The following is a 14,724-nucleotide window of genomic DNA, read 5'->3' on the forward strand; positions in this document are numbered from 1 at the left end:
CGTGGAGCAGGGCACTTGGAGACAGATTGTGCATAGACGTTCTTTCATGAAACTGGGCGGCGCCGCGTCGGTGGCCGCGATGGGGCTGCCGTTCGGCGTGCGCGCGGCGGGCGCCTTTCCCGAAAAACCCATCCGCGTGCTGGTCGGATTCTCCGCCGGGGGCGTGACGGACATCGTCGTTCGCGCCCTGGCCGAGAGCGCCTCGACCGTGTTCGGGCAGCCCATCATCGTCGAGAACAAGCTCGGCGCGGGCGGCGTCATGCCCGCCTACCAGTTGCAGAACGCGACGCCGGACGGCTACACCGTGGGCCTGATCGCGCACAGCGTTTTCCGCCTGCCTTACATCTCCAACATCAAGTGGGACCCCGCCGCCGACCTGGACTACATCATCCGCCTCACCGGTTTTACCTGGGGCCTGGTCGTCGCGGCCGACTCGCCCATCAAGACCTTCGAGGACTACGTCGCGTATGCCCGCAAGAACCCGGGCAGGATGACCTACGGCACCGTGGGCAGCCTGACCACGCAGCACCTGACGATGGAGCAGATCTCCGCCAGCCTGGGGCTGCAACTCACCAACGTGCCCTACAAGGGCGTGGCCGAAGCCTTGCCGGCGCTCATGGGCGGGCACATCATGTCGGTGGCCGACGCGTCTTCCTGGGTGCCGTACGTGACGTCCGGAAAAATGCGGCTGCTGGTGGTCTGGACCGAAAAGCGCGTGCCGCGCTTTCCAGACGTTCCGACGCTGCGTGAAGTGGGCATCGACATGGTGCAGACCTCGCCGTGGGGCCTTGCCGCGCCCAAGGGCACGCCGCCCGAGGCCATCCGGCGCCTGCACGACGGATTCAGGCAGGCGATGGCGCAAAAGCCGTTCCAGGACGCGCTCGCGAACTATGATATGGAACAGCAGTACATGGATGGCGCGGCGTACCGCCAGTTCGCGCGCGACTCCATCGAGAAAGAAAACCGCATCCTCGCTTCCCTCAACGTTCCCCGCGGCGGCCAATAACGCCGCAGCCAGCGCCCATGATCCGTGTCCTGATTGTCGATGACCACACCATTTTCCGCGACGGCCTCAAAAGGCTGCTCGCGGAGGAGGACGATATCAGCGTCACGGGCGAGACCGCCGACGCCTCCGAGGCCCTGAGCCTGCTGCGCGCCAACAGCTACGACGTCGTGTTGCTGGACGTCAACCTGCGGGGGCGCAGCGGCCTGGACGTGCTGCCTTCCATACGCGCGGAATGGCCGCGGTTGCCCATCATCGTGCTCAGCATGTATCCGGCCGAGCAGTACGCGCTGCGCGCCTTCGAGGTGGGGGCCAGCGGCTATGTGGCCAAGGACATGGACTCCAAGGTGCTGGTCCTGTCCATCCGCCAGGCCGCGGCGGGCGGGCGCTATTTTCCGGCCGAGCTTTCCGGCAAGGCCGCCTCCGCCATCGCGCGCGGGGAAGTGCCGCATGAAAAACTGTCGCCGCGCGAATACCAGATCATGATGCTGATCGTGCAGGGCATGCGGCTCACCGACATCGCCACCCAGCTCATCGTCAGCGTCAAGACCATCAGCACCTACCGCCAGCGCATCCTGCAGAAACTGAAGGCCGGCAGCAACGCCGAACTGGTGCAGTACGTCATCCGGCACGGCCTGATCGACTAGCCGTCCTTTCCGCCGCGCGCGGATCCCTCCTTCCGATTTTCCGCCGGCGGCCGAAAGCCGTGCCGCCGTTATCCCTTGATAAATAGGGACATTTCTGCCGCAGGAGGCCGAAAAATAATAAAACACATGAGAATCGTTTGCATTACACTTCCCGTCGATTTGAAGTTTCGACATGGGAAAGGAAGCCAACATGCAAGATTCTCGGCCTGCCGGCCGCCAATTTCTGGTCCGCCGGCGTTTCGCGCTTCGGCGCACTCCCTGCCTGGTGCTGATGGCGCTGGCCTGCGGCGCGGCCGCCGCGCAGGACAGCGGTGTCGCCACCCTGCCCACGGTGCAGGTGCTGGGAGAAGGGGACAACACCACCACGGAAGGAACCGGCTCGTACACGCCGCGCGCCACCGCCGCCAGCACCGGCCTGCCGCTGACGCTGCGTGAAACGCCGCAGTCCGTCACGGTGGTCACGCGCCAGCGCATGGAAGACGAGAACATGCTGTCGCTCGTCGACGTGATGTCCAGCACGCCCGGCATTTCGGTGCAGAACTACGACAGCGAGCGCTATTCCTTCAACGCGCGCGGTTTCGGCATCAGCAACTACATGTATGACGGCGTGCCCACCAATTTCGAGGTCGGCTACGCCGCGGGCGAGTCCTCGCTGGACCCCATCATCTACGACCGCGTCGAAGTCGTGCGCGGCGCCACGGGCCTGATGTCCGGCACCGGCAACCCGTCGGCCTCCGTCAATCTGGTGCGCAAGCACGCCAACAGCCGCGAGTTCGCCGCCGACATGAGCGTCAGCGTGGGCAACTGGGACACCTATCGTGCGACCGTGGACCTGTCCACGCCGCTTTCGGCCAGCGGCAACGTGCGCGGCCGGATCGTGTCGGCCTACCAGGACAACCATTCGTACCTGGACGGCTACCAGAACGAGAAGAAGATCTTCTACGGCGTGGTGGATGCCGACATCACGTCGCGCACCACGCTGAGCGTAGGCTTCAATTACCAGGACAACGATCCGAAGCGCAGCAACTGGGGCGGCTTCCCGCTGTGGTACGCGGACGGCGGCCGCACCGACTGGGTCCGTTCGCTGAACACGGGCGCGGACTGGTCCTCCTGGGGCAGCACGACCCAGGGCGCCTTCGCCAGCCTGGAACACCGCTTCGAGAACGGCTGGACGGTGCAGGCCGTGGGCTCGCACTCCAAGAACGAGATGGACGCGAAGCTGCTGTATCTGTACGGCTGGCCCGACCGCAATACCGGACTGGGCATGGGGACGTCGCCCGCCTGGTACCTGGGCGACCGCAAGCAGAACAGCGTGGACCTCAAGGCTTCGGGCCCGTTCACCCTGTTCGGCCGCCGCCACGAGGCCGTGGTGGGCGCAAGCTTCAACCGCCAGTACGCCAATTTCGACTATCGCGAGGCCCTGAACGCGGCGCCCATGGGCAACTTCCTGGATTGGGACGGCTCGTATCCGGAACCGGACTGGAGCGATACCTCCGTCACCGCCAGCCGCTACACCACCAAGCAGACCGGCTGGTACGGCGCGCTGCGACTGAACCTCGCGGATCCGTTGAAGCTCATCGTGGGCGGGCGCTACGCGACGTGGAAGACTGATTCCGTCGGCTTCGGCGGCGGCGACCATACGGCCTTCGACAAGAGCGAGTTCATTCCGTACGCCGGCCTGCTGTACGACCTCAACGAGAACTACACCGCCTACGTCAGCTACACCGGGATCTTCAACCCGCAGAGCTACCAGGACCGCAACGGCAATTGGCTGGACCCGCTGGAAGGCAAGTCCTACGAGGCCGGCATCAAGGGCGAATTCCTGGACGGCAAGCTGAACGCCAGCGCCGCCGTGTTCCAGGTGGAGCAGGACAACGTGGCCCAGGCCGACCCCGGCTACATGGTGCCCGGCTCCGTCAACCAGGCCTATACCGCCGCGCAGGGAACCCGCAGCCGCGGCTTCGACCTGGAGGTCTCGGGCGAAGTGATGCCGGGCTGGAACCTTGCCGCCGGCTGGTCGCACTGGACCGCGCGGGACGGCGACGGCAATGCCATCCAGACCGACCAGCCGCGCAGCCTGGTGCGCCTGTTCACCACTTACCAGTTGCCGGGCGACTGGAACCGCCTGACCGTCGGCGGCGGCGTGAACTGGCAAAGCCACGTGTACACCATCGCCAGCGGCCCCAACGGCGATGAGCGCGTCGGCCAGGGCAGCTACGCCATCACCAACCTGATGGCGCGCTACCGCTTCAACCGCAACCTCAGCGCGCAGCTCAACGTCAACAATCTGTTCGACCGCAAGTATTACAGCCAGATCGGGTTCTACAGCCAAGGCGCCTGGGCCGCCGGCCGCAGCGCGATGCTGACCATGCGGTATCAGTACTGACGCGGGACGGAAGCGGAGGCGGACCGCCGCCTACCGCTCCTGTTCCAGCGTCGCCTTCATCCGCAGCATGCTTTCCTGGCTGACCGTGATGACGCCGCTGGACGGCTGGTCGATGTCCAGGATGAAGGTCAGGACCAGCGAGATCAACGTGGCGAACAGGCCCGTCGAAATCAGCCGCCTGCGCTTTTGCAGGCCGGTTCCGTAGGCGATGAACGCCATGGCGCCCGAGGTGACGATGAAGAGCAGGTAGAACACCGGCTCGGGCACGTGGTTTTCCAGCGCGACCCGGCGCTTTTCGTTGACCTGGGCCATCTCGTTGATGGCCTGGATGAACATGATGGTGGAGATCGACGGCGGGGATTCCAGCACGCTGGCGGCCGTGGAGCGGATCTGGCGCTCGATGCGCCGCGACGCGGCGCCGGCGGCGGCCTGGCGGGCGCTGTCGTTGTCGGCGTCGTGGAAATCCAGCGCCGTGGTGGTGTATTCCACCAGCAGGGCCGCGATCGGAGCGCGCGCCGCCGGAGGAAGCAACTGGGAGCGCCAGTAGGCGTTGCCGATGGCGTTGGCTTCTTCCAGCACCAGGTTCTTGCGCGTTTCGAAGCGCGTGACCGACATCGCGAAGGTAAAGCCCAGCAGCAGCGCCAGCAGGCCCAGCAGGGCGGTCTGCAGCGCGCCGATGTGGGTCTTGTGCGTTTCGTCGGAGGGCTTGCGATGCTTGCGGCCCAGGCGGAAGCCGAGTTCGATGATCGCCAGGAAGACGATGACGCAGATGAAGAAAACATAGGTCTCGTCGATTTCCCGCAGCACGTTCGTATCCCGGAGTCGATCGGGAATCAAGCGTATGCCGATTCGAACGGCGCGGGCAAGGTGCGAATTACCTGGATCTGGCGCAAGCGGGCGGCCGGACTCCCGATTATTTGAAGAAATGATAACTATTTGCAATAATTGCTTTTTGCCATCCGGCCCGTGCACGATATGTCTCCGACCCATTCTCCGCTTGCAGGCTGGCTCGCGCTTTACCGCGAGTTCATGCAGGCATTCGCGCACCGCTTCGGCAACCGCAGCGATGCGGAGGATGCGGCGCACGACGCGATCGAACAACTGCTGACGCGCAGCGACGTGACCACCATCGAGCATGCCCGCCGTTTTCTTTTCCGGGCCGCGGCGCATCGCCGCATCGACACCTGGCGGCGGGATGCGCGCAATCCGCATATCGCGCTGCAGGACCTGCCTGAACAGGACCACCCGTGCGTCCCCAGTCCCGAAGCGGCCGTGCGCGCGCATCAGTTGATGAATGCCCTGGTCGCGGCGCTGGAAGCCCTGCCCTTGAACTGCCGGCGCGCCTACGTGCTGAATCGCATCGAAGGCTGGACGCATCGCGAGATCGCGGTGACGCTGTCGGTGTCGGTCAACAGCATCGAGCGCTATGTGATGCAGGCGTGCCGGCACGTACGGGCCGCGTTGAACCCCCATGAGTGGCGCTGAAACCGTCGCCGACGCGGCGTCCCGCTGGTCCACGCGAGTCCACTCCGGCACGATGAGCGCGGCCGAGCAGGCCGAGCTCCTGGCCTGGCGGCGCGCGCATCCCGATCACGAAAAGGAGTTCCTGGCGCAGGAGGCGCTGAACCGGGCCGCCGCGTCAATGCCGGACGCGCTGGTGCGGCGGCTGTACGGCGGCGATCTGCCCGAGCGGCCCCGGCTTGGGCGCCGCCGGGCGCTGCGCGCGGGCGTCTGGCTGTTCGCCATCGGCGCCTCGGGCGCCGCGGCCGTGGCGGCCACCCGCCGCGAGAAGCCGGCCGACTACGCGGCGCAGTGGTCGACCCGCAAGGGCGAGCGGCGCAGCGTGTCCCTGCCCGAGGGGACGGTGCTTGAATTGAACACGGACACGCAGGCCAGCGTGGCCCTGTATCCGGATCGCCGCGTGGTCACGCTGAACCGGGGGGAAATGCTGTTCGACGTGAGCGCCGATGCGGCGCGGCCCTTTATCGTCGAGGCGGGCCTGGCCCGCGTCCAGGTGACGGGCACGCGGTTCAACGTGCGGCGCGGCGACGACGACGTCAGCGTGGCGGTGCAGGCCGGGGCCGTCGAGGTCCGCAGCGGCCCATGGTGGTCTCGGCGCCTGAATGTGTTGACTGCCGGCCTGGAGACTTCGGTGGACGCCGACGGCCGCCAGCCGGAGCCGCGCGCGGTGAACCTGTCGGCGGAACTGGCCTGGGTGCAGGGCAGGGTCGTGTTCCGGAACGCGCCTCTGGCGGCCGTGGTACGCGAGTTGAACCGCTACCTGGCGGCGCCCCTGGCGCTGGCGAACGAGCAGGTGGGCAGCCTGCGGCTGAGCGCCTCGTTCCGCCTCGATGACCCGGCGGGCATTGTCGAAGGCCTGCCGGCGGTCCTGCCCGTGACCATCCGCCGCCTGCCGGACGGCCGCGCAGTGCTGGATGCCCGGACCGACCGGCCATAGACGGCCGGGCGCTTAGTTTCAATTTGAAACAATTGATTTGCCGGAATCGTTCAGGACTTTTGCCCCGTGATTCGTATTGCATGACAGGCCGCCGATTTGCACCCGGCGGCCGGTCACGATCCTTGGCCAAGGGATAGGGCGCGAAGCGCCCGCAGCAATCACCGAACGAGTCCAGCTTTGAATTCACATTCCCGCATTACGCCCCGCGCCCCGCGCGCGCGGCGCCGGCCCGCCGCCGCCACCCTGGGCAGTCTTGCCATCGCCGTCGGGCTTGCGCTCACGGGCGGCCTGGCCGCCGCGCCGGTTCATGCGCAGGCCAGCGCCGTACAGGTCGATATCGCCAGCCAGCCCTTGTCGGAAGCCCTGCTTGAACTGGCCGAGCAAACCCGGCTCCAGATCCTGTTCGCGCCGGACATCGTGGCCGGCAAGACGGCGCCCGCCCTGCGCGGCAGCTTTACCGCCGACCAGGCGCTGGCCGCGTTGCTCAAGGGCACCGGCCTGCGGTACCAGCGCCAGGGCGACCGTTTCATGCTGACGGCCGGCGAACCGGACATGTTGAACGCGGTCACCGTCATCGGCATGGCCGAGCGGCACAGCATGACGGAAGGCACCGGGTCCTACACCACGCGCATCAGCAGCATCGCGTCCAAGACCGAGCAGAGCTTCCGCGAGATTCCGCAGTCGGTGTCGGTCGTCACGCGCCAGCAGATGGAAGACCAGAACATTACGGATATCCGCCAGGCCATGCTGGCCGTGCCGGGCGTCACGTACAACGGCGTGGATTTCTATTCGCGCGGGTTTGCCATCACCAGCATGCAGATCGACGGCGGCGCGCCGCTGGCGCTGGGTTCCTACAACTACGATCCGCAGCAGCAGATGGCGTTCTACGACCGCGTGGAGGTCATGCGCGGCGCGTCCGGCCTGCTGGGCGGGGTCGGCGATCCCGGCGGCATCATCAACCTGGTGCGCAAGAAGCCTTTGGCGCAGGACCAGTTGAAGGTGTCGCTGGCCGCGGGAAGCTGGGATGACCTGCGCACCGAGATCGATGCCAGCGGCAAGCTGGCGGCCAACGGCAAACTGCGCGGCCGCGGGGTGTTCAGCTACCAGAACAGCGATTCGTATATCGACCATCGCCATACCGAACGCCCCGCCGTGTATGGCGTGCTGGAGGCGGACCTCGGCCCCGATACGCTCCTGACCGTGGGCGGCAGCTACAGCCAGATCAACAATGACGGCGCGCCGCCCACCTTGCCGCGCTATAGCAACGGCGCCGATCTGGGCCTGTCGCGCAGCGCGAATCTGTCGCAGCCGTGGGCCTATGACGATACCGACCGCTGGGAAGTGTTCGGCCAGTTGGAGCATCGCTTCCGCAACGGCTGGATCGCCAAGCTCAACGCCACCCATACCGACCAGAAGACCGACCGGATGTGGAACTACACGTCGGGCTCGGTGGATCCGGTGACCTTGGGCGGACTGACCTGGGGCGCGGGCACCGCGAAAAGCTCGAACCGGCAGGACATGGTGGACGCCAACCTCAGCGGAACCTTCGCCGTGCTGGGACGCACGCACGAATTCGTGGTGGGGGCGGACTGGCAGCGGGTCCGCAGCGACTGGGTCAATTCCAACCTCGCGGTCAACTATCGGGACCCCGTCGACCCCTTCAACCCCGGCGCGTGGAATCCGGGCAGAACGGACGCGGACTACAACTACAGCGCGCATTACGGCCCCTGGGGCCAGGAGCAAGTGGGCGGTTATGCCCTGCTGCGCCTGCATCCCACGGACAGCCTGAGCGTGGTGGCCGGCGCGCGCATCAGCCGCTACGAATTCTCGCAAATCATCAACACCAAGCGCGGCGCGGCCGATTGGCAGGTGTTCCAGGACGCCAAGTTCAACGAAGCCACGGAGATCACCCCTTACGGCGGCCTGATCTACGACCTGAACGAGCAGTGGTCCGTCTACGGCAGCTATTCGGCCATCTACAAGCCGCAGCCGCTGGTGATGCAGGGGCCGCAGCCGGGCAGCGCCCTGCCTCCCATCAAGGGCAAGAGCTTCGAGGCCGGCATCAAGGGCGAACTGTTCGACGGCGCGGCCAATGCAACGTTCAGCCTGTTCAATGTGGAACGCACGGGCACGGCGGTGCTGGATCCCGCCTACGAGAGCAGCAGCAGCGCCTACGACGGCAATTGCTGCTACCTGGCGCAGGGCAAGGTGGTCAGCCGCGGCGTCGACCTGGAGCTGGGCGGCGAGATCGCCACGGGCTGGCAAGTCACGGCCGGCTATACCTTCAACACCACGAAGGACAAGAGCACCGGCACGCGCTACAGCAGCGTGACGCCCAAGCATCTGTTCAAGCTGGCCACGGCCTACCGGCTGCCCGGCGATCTGGCGAAATGGACCGTCGGCGGCAGCATGCTGCTGCAAAGCGCAAGCTATGTGTCCGGCACGGCCAGGGACGCCAGCGGCGATTTCGTGCCGTTCGATTTCAACCAGGGCGGCTATGCCATCCTTAACGCGATGGTGCGCTATCAGATCACGCCGCATTGGAACATGACGCTCAACGTCAACAACCTGACCGACCGCGTCTACTACCAGCAGATCGGGACGCTCAATGGCAACAACGTCTATGGCACGCCGCGCAATGCCATGCTGACGCTGCGGGGCACTTTCTAGGGATACCGGACACCGGCACCGGCGCGCGACGAGAGTCGCGCGCATTCTTCTCCTGTCAGCGAAACGCCAACATCTTGGAGTAAGGTGTCGATTCCCCTTTAAGACCCCGCACGGAGCAGAACTTGAAATACCGCAAACTCGGCCGCACCGACCTGGACGTCAGCCTGATCGGCCTGGGCACCATGACCTGGGGCGAGCAGAACACCGAAGCGCAGGCCCACCAGCAGCTCGATTACGCGCTGGAGCGCGGCGTCAACCTGGTCGACGCCGCCGAGATGTACCCGGTGCCTCCCAAGCCGGAAACCCAGGGCCTGACCGAAACCTATATCGGCACCTGGCTCGCTCGGACCAAGCGCCGCCACGACATCGTGCTGGCCAGCAAGGTGGCCGGCCCGGTGCGCGACGCCAAGCGGCCCGGCCACATCCGCGACGGCAAGACCTTCCTGGACCGCAAGAACCTGACCGCCGCCCTGGACGCCAGCCTGAAGCGCCTGCAGACGGACTACCTGGACCTGTACCAGTTGCACTGGCCCGATCGCACCACCGCCACTTTCGGCAAGCTGTCCTACCCCTGGGTGAAGGACGAATACACCGTGCCGATCGAGGAAACGCTGGAAGTGCTGCAGGACTTCGTGCGCGCCGGCAAGGTGCGCCACGTCGGCGTGTCCAACGAAACCCCGTGGGGCGTCGGACAGTTCCTGCGGCATGCGGAGAACAAGGGCCTGCCGCGCATCGCGTCGATCCAGAACGCGTACAGCCTGCTGAACCGCGTCTTCGAGAGCGGCCTGTCGGAATTCACCCATCATGAAGACGTGGGCCTGCTGGCCTATTCCCCGCTGGCGATGGGCATGCTTTGCGGCAAGTACCTGGACGGCGCGCGTCCCGCGGGCGCCCGCCTGACGCTGTACACGCGCTTTACCCGCTACAGCAACGCGCAGGCCGAGGCCGCCACGCGCGAATACGTCGAGCTGGCGCGCGCGCACGGCATCTCGCCGACCCACCTGGCCCTGGCCTGGGTGAACCAGCGTCCCTTCGTGACCAGCAACCTGATCGGCGCCACCACGCTGGAACAACTGAAAGAGAACATCGACAGCGTGGACGTGACGCTGCCGGCCGAGGTGATGGAGGCGGTCGACCGGATCCACGCCCGGCAGCCCAATCCGGCGCCTTGAGGGGCGGCGAGAAACCAAGTGCCAGTGTCTGACACCCGTACGAGACAGTCCCGGGTTTGTGCCGGTGCTGCCCGGGTGTCTGACACCGAAGCGCTGTGCTCTTTCGTTGGTGTCTGACACCCGGGAAGGCCTGCTTCAGCCGGGCGGACCGTCTCGTACGGGTGTCAGACACTGACGCCGTCACACTTTTTTTCATCGCCGCTGTCGATCTGGCGCCGCGGCGTTCGTCGTCTTCCTGGAGCGAGAATGTTCCGACACCCCCCAAGGAGACCGACATGCGATTCATGGTACTAGTCAAGGCGACGGCGGACAGCGAAGCGGGCGTCATGCCCACGGAACAGTTGCTGGCCGACATGGGCCGGTTCAACGAGGAACTGGCGAAAGCGGGCGTGATGCTGGCGGGCGAGGGCCTGCATCCCAGTTCGAAGGGCGCCCGGGTGCGCTTTTCGGGCAGCGCAAGACAGGTGATCGACGGCCCCTTCGCCGAGACCAAAGAATTGGTCGCCGGCTTCTGGATCTGGCAGTGCGCGTCCATGGAGGAGGCGATCTCCTGGGTCAAGCGCTGCCCCAACCCGATGCCCGGGGAATCCGATATCGAGATCCGCCGGATCTTCGAGGCCGAGGACTTCGGCGACGCCTTCACGCCGGAGCTGCGCGAACAGGAAGAACGGCTGCGCGAGCAGTTGGAGAACAAGCCGGCGCATTGAGGTGCAAGGGTTAATGGCGACCCGCGCACCTACAGCCTGAGCGCCAGCCTCAAGTTCTAGGCGCGGCCAGGTCCCATACGCGGCCGGGTGTGAAGTCCTGTTGCTCGCCTTTCTTGGCGTAGCCCAGCGGGTTGGCCAGCACCCGGCAGCCGTCCTTTACGTAGTCTTGCGGGCAATGCAGGTGGCCGTGCAGCCAGTAGTCGGCCAGGGGCAGCAGGTGGTCGAGGGCATTGCAGAATCCCGCGGTGCCGGGCGTCACGCCATAGCGCGGGTCGGCGCTGGCCAGCGTGGGGGCGAAGTGGGTGACCGCCACCGTGGGGCCGTCGAACGGCTCGCGCAGGGCGGCCTCCAGCCATTGCTGGCAGGCCAGCCCCTGTTCGCGCATCTGCTCGGCCATGAAGGGGGCGCCATGGCGGCGCATCTCGGCCTTTTCCAGATAGAAGTCCGCCGCCCGGAACGCCTTGGCGCGTTTGTTCAGCGCGTCGCCCACCGTGTCGCCGTCGGCGGCCAGCGCGTCGAAATCGGTCCAGAGCGTGGTGCCGACCAGGCGCATGCCGCCGATGACGAGCGTTTCGCGTTCCAGCCAGTGGATGTCCAGCGCGCGGCACAGTTCGCGCAGGCGTTCGTGCGTTTCGTCGAAGTCCAGGTTGTCGTATTCGTGGTTGCCCGGAACGTAGACCACCGGCGTGGGCCAGCCGTTGCGCGGCGCGTAGCTGCCCAGCCCGAAGTCCGTTCCATTCAGCCGGGACCCCCTGCGGTACGAGCCGATGTCCCCGGCCAGCACCAGCAGGTCCGCGCCGGGCGCGGGCCGGGCCAGGAAGGTGGGATCGGTTTCGAGGTGCAGGTCGGAGAGCAGTTGGATCTTCATACCCTCAATCTTAGGCGACCGCGGCCAGGGCCGCGGAAGCGGAGCCCGGCCTTTCCATGAGACACTTTCCCGGATCGACCGGGACACGGCAGGCGCGGGCCCCCGGACCGCGAAGACAGACAGGAGGAAATTCCATGCGTATCGCGATCGCGGCGGCAGCCGTTCTTGCGCTGGCGGCCGGCGCGCAGGCGCAACCGCAGCCGCTGGACTGCGGCAAGGCGGCCACGCAGACGGACATGAGCCTGTGCGCCGACCAGGCGTACCGCAAGTCCGACGCCGGCCTGAACGCCGCCTACCAGGAAGTGAACGCCCGCCTGAAGGACGACAAGACCGCCACGACCCAGTTCCACGCCGCGCAGCGGGCCTGGCTGTTCTTCCGCGACGCGGAATGCGCCTTCGCGGCGGGCGGCACGTCGGGCGGCAGCGCCTATCCGATGGCGTTGAGCACGTGCCTGGATAAGCTGACGCAGGCTCGCACCCGGGAGTTGCGCGCCTACCTGAAGTGCGGGGAGGGCGACCTGACCTGCCCGGTGCCCGGCAAACCGTAGCGGCGATCCGGGAAGGCAAAGGCATGGGCGACGACAATTCCGGGTTGGTTACGGATGGAGAAGGCGTGGCGCGCTGCTTCTGGCAGCCGTCCATGCCCGACTATCACGACAACGAATGGGGGCGTCCGGTGGCGGACGACCGCCGGCTGTACGAGAAGATCTGTCTCGAAGGCTTCCAGGCCGGGATGGCCTGGATCACCATCCTGCGCAAGCGGGAAGCGTTCCGCGCGGCGTTCGACGATTTCGATTTCGAGCGGGTGGCGCGCTATACGGACCGCGACGTGGAACGCCTGATGGGCGACGCGGGCATCGTGCGCAACCGCGGCAAGATCCTGTCCGCCATCAATAACGCGAAGTGCGCGCTGGCCCTGGCGGAGGAAACGGGTTCCCTGGCGGGCTGGCTGTGGAAGCACGAACCGACGCCGCAGGAGCGCCCGCGGGAGGTGGACCTGGATTACTGGAACAACAACCCGACCTCGGCCGCGTCGGCGGCCTTGTCCCGCGCCCTGAAGAAGCGCGGCTGGACCTTCGTGGGGCCGACGACGATGTATGCCTTCATGCAGGCGGTTGGCATGGTCAACGACCATCTGTGCGGTTGCGCCTGCCGCGAGGAAGTCGAGCGGGCCCGGACCGGTTTCAGGCGGCCAGCCTAGCGCAGCCCCGGGGAATCCCGGGGGCTTGAATTGGTTGCGTCTCGCAAGTATATTGGTTGCGAGTCGCAACTTTTGAGGCGCGCCATGGATCTCATCGACATTCCTTCCCAGTCCCGGGACAAGACCATCCAGGACCTGCGGGAGTTCTCCCGCAAGCTGGTGCGCGAACTGGGCTTCATGCGCACGTCGCTGGCCGGCAGCGACCTGGCGCCGTCCGCGGTCCACGCCATTATCGAGATCGGCCTGCAACCGGGCATCCAGGCGCGCGACCTGGCGGCGATCCTGCGGCTGGACAAATCCAATACCAGCCGGCAGGTGGCCAGGCTGGAGTCGGCCGGGCTGCTGGCCCGCGAAACGGACAGCGCCGACGCGCGCTCGTCGCGCCTCTACCTGAGCGACGCGGGGCGCGAACTGCGCGCGCGCATCGACCGGTTCGCCACCGACCAGGTGTCGCGCGCGCTACGGCAACTGGCTCCGGCCGACCAGGAATCGCTGATCCGCTTCCTTTCGCTCTACGCGGATGCCTTGTCGAAGGAAAATCCCAACACGGTCCAGGCGGGAGGATCGGGCGGAATCGAACGCCAGATCCAGGAAGGCTATGCGCCGGGCTGCATCGGCGACGTGGCGAGCCTGCATGCGCGCTACTACGCGCAGGCCTCGGGCTTCGGTGTGTACTTCGAACGCAAGGTGGCGACCGAGCTGTCCGAATTCGCCGAAAGCCTGCCCGAGGCCGGGAAGAACGTGTGGCTGTACCTGGACGGCGGCAGGGCCTTGGCCTCCATCGTCATCGACGGCGATCCCGCCGCCCGCCAGGCGCACCTGCGCTGGTTCATCGTCGATGAGTCGCTGCGCGGAATGGGCGTGGGCCGCGCTTTGCTGGAACGGGCGCTGGCGTTCGCCGATGCGCACTATGACGAAACCTATCTCTGGACGTTCAAGGGGCTGGACGCGGCCAGGCACCTTTACGAATCCGCCGGCTTCGTCCTGACCGACGAGTCGGAAGGCAGGCAGTGGGGCAGCAAGGTGACCGAGCAGCGCTTTGCCCGGCGCAACCCGGGCGCCGGGCCGCGCTGACGCCGGGAGGGCGGCGGCCTCAGTCTTCCGCTTCGGCCTGCAGCCGGCCCAGGATGAAGCCGTCGACCGCGCTGGTGCGGCCGCGCCAGAGCGTGGGCTGTCCGGCGATGGGCGTGCCGTCCGCCGTGAAGAACAAGGCGTCGGCGAGATGGATGTAGTTCGGCAGCGGATCGGCCGGTTGCGGCACGCGGAAGACGTCGCCCAGTTCGGCCAGGGACGCGTGCACCGCCGAGCGGGTGGAGTCGTCCAGCGCGTTCAGCGAATCCGTGAAACTGGCGGCGAAGCTGTCGAAGTATTCGGCGCCGGACACGATCGAGCCCGACACGAGCATGCCGCCCATTTGCAGCGTGACGCCGATGCTTTCGATCTGGCTGCCGTTGTTGACCAGGTTGACCAGGAATTGCAGGAAGGCGTCGGCGTCGGGCGCGGCGCCGGCGTTCTGGCCGGGGGTAAGGGCGATGCTCATGGAAGAGTCCAGGAAGTTGTCGGAAAAGAGCATCAAGATACTCGAATCGCGTGGAAATACCCAGGGTCCGAT

General features: G+C 66.5%; 14 protein-coding genes. 11 read left to right on the forward strand and 3 right to left on the reverse strand.

The annotated features are described in order from the left end of the window. Positions 1 to 28 precede the first annotated feature (28 nt). From AVE30378_RS21165 to fhuE, 3 genes are all read left to right on the forward strand, one after another. Positions 29 to 1,006 (forward strand): Bug family tripartite tricarboxylate transporter substrate binding protein, encoded by a 978-nt coding sequence (locus AVE30378_RS21165; protein ID WP_129243012.1) that lies wholly within the window; start codon positions 29 to 31, stop codon positions 1,004 to 1,006. Positions 1,007 to 1,023: 17 nt separating this feature from the next. Further along, complete coding sequence (locus AVE30378_RS21170; RefSeq protein WP_129243014.1) at positions 1,024 to 1,650, forward strand: response regulator; 627 nt, start codon at positions 1,024 to 1,026, stop codon at positions 1,648 to 1,650. A gap of 190 nt (positions 1,651 to 1,840) precedes the next feature. Beyond that, the gene (fhuE, locus tag AVE30378_RS21175; RefSeq protein ID WP_129243016.1) at positions 1,841 to 4,036 is read left to right on the forward strand and encodes a ferric-rhodotorulic acid/ferric-coprogen receptor FhuE; all 2,196 of its coding nucleotides are present in this window, start codon (positions 1,841 to 1,843) and stop codon (positions 4,034 to 4,036) included. A gap of 30 nt (positions 4,037 to 4,066) precedes the next feature. On the opposite strand, the gene AVE30378_RS21180 is transcribed toward fhuE, so the two are convergent. Then, positions 4,067 to 4,843: a bestrophin-like domain gene (locus AVE30378_RS21180; RefSeq protein ID WP_129243018.1), complete on the reverse strand. Its 777-nt coding sequence runs from the start codon at positions 4,841 to 4,843 to the stop codon at positions 4,067 to 4,069. A 168-nt stretch (positions 4,844 to 5,011) separates the two neighbouring features. Here AVE30378_RS21180 and AVE30378_RS21185 point away from each other — a divergent pair, with 168 nt between their 5' ends. The 5 genes from AVE30378_RS21185 (at position 5,012) to AVE30378_RS21205 (ending at position 11,043) form a co-directional block, all read left to right on the forward strand. Further along, entirely contained in the window at positions 5,012 to 5,521 is a 510-nt protein-coding gene (locus AVE30378_RS21185; RefSeq protein WP_129243019.1) for an RNA polymerase sigma factor, read from the forward strand. Then, complete coding sequence (locus AVE30378_RS21190) at positions 5,508 to 6,494, forward strand: FecR family protein (RefSeq protein ID WP_129243021.1); 987 nt, start codon at positions 5,508 to 5,510, stop codon at positions 6,492 to 6,494. The genes AVE30378_RS21185 and AVE30378_RS21190 overlap by 14 nt, the downstream gene beginning before the upstream one ends. A 177-nt stretch (positions 6,495 to 6,671) precedes the next feature. Beyond that, complete coding sequence (locus AVE30378_RS21195; protein WP_244235113.1) at positions 6,672 to 9,164, forward strand: TonB-dependent siderophore receptor; 2,493 nt, start codon at positions 6,672 to 6,674, stop codon at positions 9,162 to 9,164. Between the two features lie 122 nt (positions 9,165 to 9,286). Further along, positions 9,287 to 10,336, forward strand: a complete 1,050-nt coding sequence (locus AVE30378_RS21200; RefSeq protein ID WP_129243023.1) for an NADP(H)-dependent aldo-keto reductase — start codon at positions 9,287 to 9,289, stop codon at positions 10,334 to 10,336. Between the two features lie 275 nt (positions 10,337 to 10,611). Next, complete coding sequence (locus tag AVE30378_RS21205; protein WP_129243025.1) at positions 10,612 to 11,043, forward strand: YciI family protein; 432 nt, start codon at positions 10,612 to 10,614, stop codon at positions 11,041 to 11,043. Between the two features lie 49 nt (positions 11,044 to 11,092). Here AVE30378_RS21205 and AVE30378_RS21210 read toward each other — a convergent pair whose 3' ends face one another. Continuing rightward, on the reverse strand, positions 11,093 to 11,911 hold the full coding sequence (locus AVE30378_RS21210) for a metallophosphoesterase (RefSeq protein ID WP_129243027.1): 819 nt from the start codon (positions 11,909 to 11,911) through the stop codon (positions 11,093 to 11,095). Between the two features lie 134 nt (positions 11,912 to 12,045). Here AVE30378_RS21210 and AVE30378_RS21215 point away from each other — a divergent pair, with 134 nt between their 5' ends. The 3 genes from AVE30378_RS21215 (at position 12,046) to AVE30378_RS21225 (ending at position 14,186) form a co-directional block, all read left to right on the forward strand. Beyond that, positions 12,046 to 12,459, forward strand: coding sequence for a lysozyme inhibitor LprI family protein (locus tag AVE30378_RS21215; protein WP_129243029.1), 414 nt, complete (start codon positions 12,046 to 12,048; stop codon positions 12,457 to 12,459). A gap of 23 nt (positions 12,460 to 12,482) precedes the next feature. Next, the gene (locus AVE30378_RS21220) at positions 12,483 to 13,112 is read left to right on the forward strand and encodes a DNA-3-methyladenine glycosylase I (RefSeq protein ID WP_129243031.1); all 630 of its coding nucleotides are present in this window, start codon (positions 12,483 to 12,485) and stop codon (positions 13,110 to 13,112) included. Between the two features lie 84 nt (positions 13,113 to 13,196). Further along, positions 13,197 to 14,186 (forward strand): bifunctional helix-turn-helix transcriptional regulator/GNAT family N-acetyltransferase, encoded by a 990-nt coding sequence (locus AVE30378_RS21225; protein ID WP_129243033.1) that lies wholly within the window; start codon positions 13,197 to 13,199, stop codon positions 14,184 to 14,186. Positions 14,187 to 14,205: 19 nt separating this feature from the next. Here the strand turns inward: AVE30378_RS21225 and gvpU are convergent, their stop codons facing one another. After that, positions 14,206 to 14,652 (reverse strand): gas vesicle accessory protein GvpU, encoded by a 447-nt coding sequence (gene gvpU / locus AVE30378_RS32770; RefSeq protein ID WP_208742418.1) that lies wholly within the window; start codon positions 14,650 to 14,652, stop codon positions 14,206 to 14,208. Positions 14,653 to 14,724: the final 72 nt, after the last annotated feature.

It is taken from the genome of Achromobacter veterisilvae, assembly GCF_900496975.1.
Classification (GTDB): domain Bacteria; phylum Pseudomonadota; class Gammaproteobacteria; order Burkholderiales; family Burkholderiaceae_B; genus Achromobacter; species Achromobacter veterisilvae.

Excerpts from the sequence above, each read along its gene's own strand:
- AVE30378_RS21170 (WP_129243014.1), top strand. The coding sequence starts at position 1,024 with ATGATCCGTGTCCTGATTGTCGATGACCACACCATTTTCCGCGACGGC.
- fhuE (WP_129243016.1), top strand. The coding sequence starts at position 1,841 with ATGCAAGATTCTCGGCCTGCCGGCCGCCAATTTCTGGTCCGCCGGCGT.
- AVE30378_RS21185 (WP_129243019.1), top strand. The coding sequence starts at position 5,012 with ATGTCTCCGACCCATTCTCCGCTTGCAGGCTGGCTCGCGCTTTACCGC.
- AVE30378_RS21190 (WP_129243021.1), top strand. The coding sequence starts at position 5,508 with ATGAGTGGCGCTGAAACCGTCGCCGACGCGGCGTCCCGCTGGTCCACG.
- AVE30378_RS21205 (WP_129243025.1), top strand. The coding sequence starts at position 10,612 with ATGCGATTCATGGTACTAGTCAAGGCGACGGCGGACAGCGAAGCGGGC.
- AVE30378_RS21210 (WP_129243027.1), bottom strand. The coding sequence starts at position 11,911 with ATGAAGATCCAACTGCTCTCCGACCTGCACCTCGAAACCGATCCCACC.
- AVE30378_RS21215 (WP_129243029.1), top strand. The coding sequence starts at position 12,046 with ATGCGTATCGCGATCGCGGCGGCAGCCGTTCTTGCGCTGGCGGCCGGC.
- AVE30378_RS21220 (WP_129243031.1), top strand. The coding sequence starts at position 12,483 with ATGGGCGACGACAATTCCGGGTTGGTTACGGATGGAGAAGGCGTGGCG.
- AVE30378_RS21225 (WP_129243033.1), top strand. The coding sequence starts at position 13,197 with ATGGATCTCATCGACATTCCTTCCCAGTCCCGGGACAAGACCATCCAG.
- gvpU (WP_208742418.1), bottom strand. The coding sequence starts at position 14,652 with ATGAGCATCGCCCTTACCCCCGGCCAGAACGCCGGCGCCGCGCCCGAC.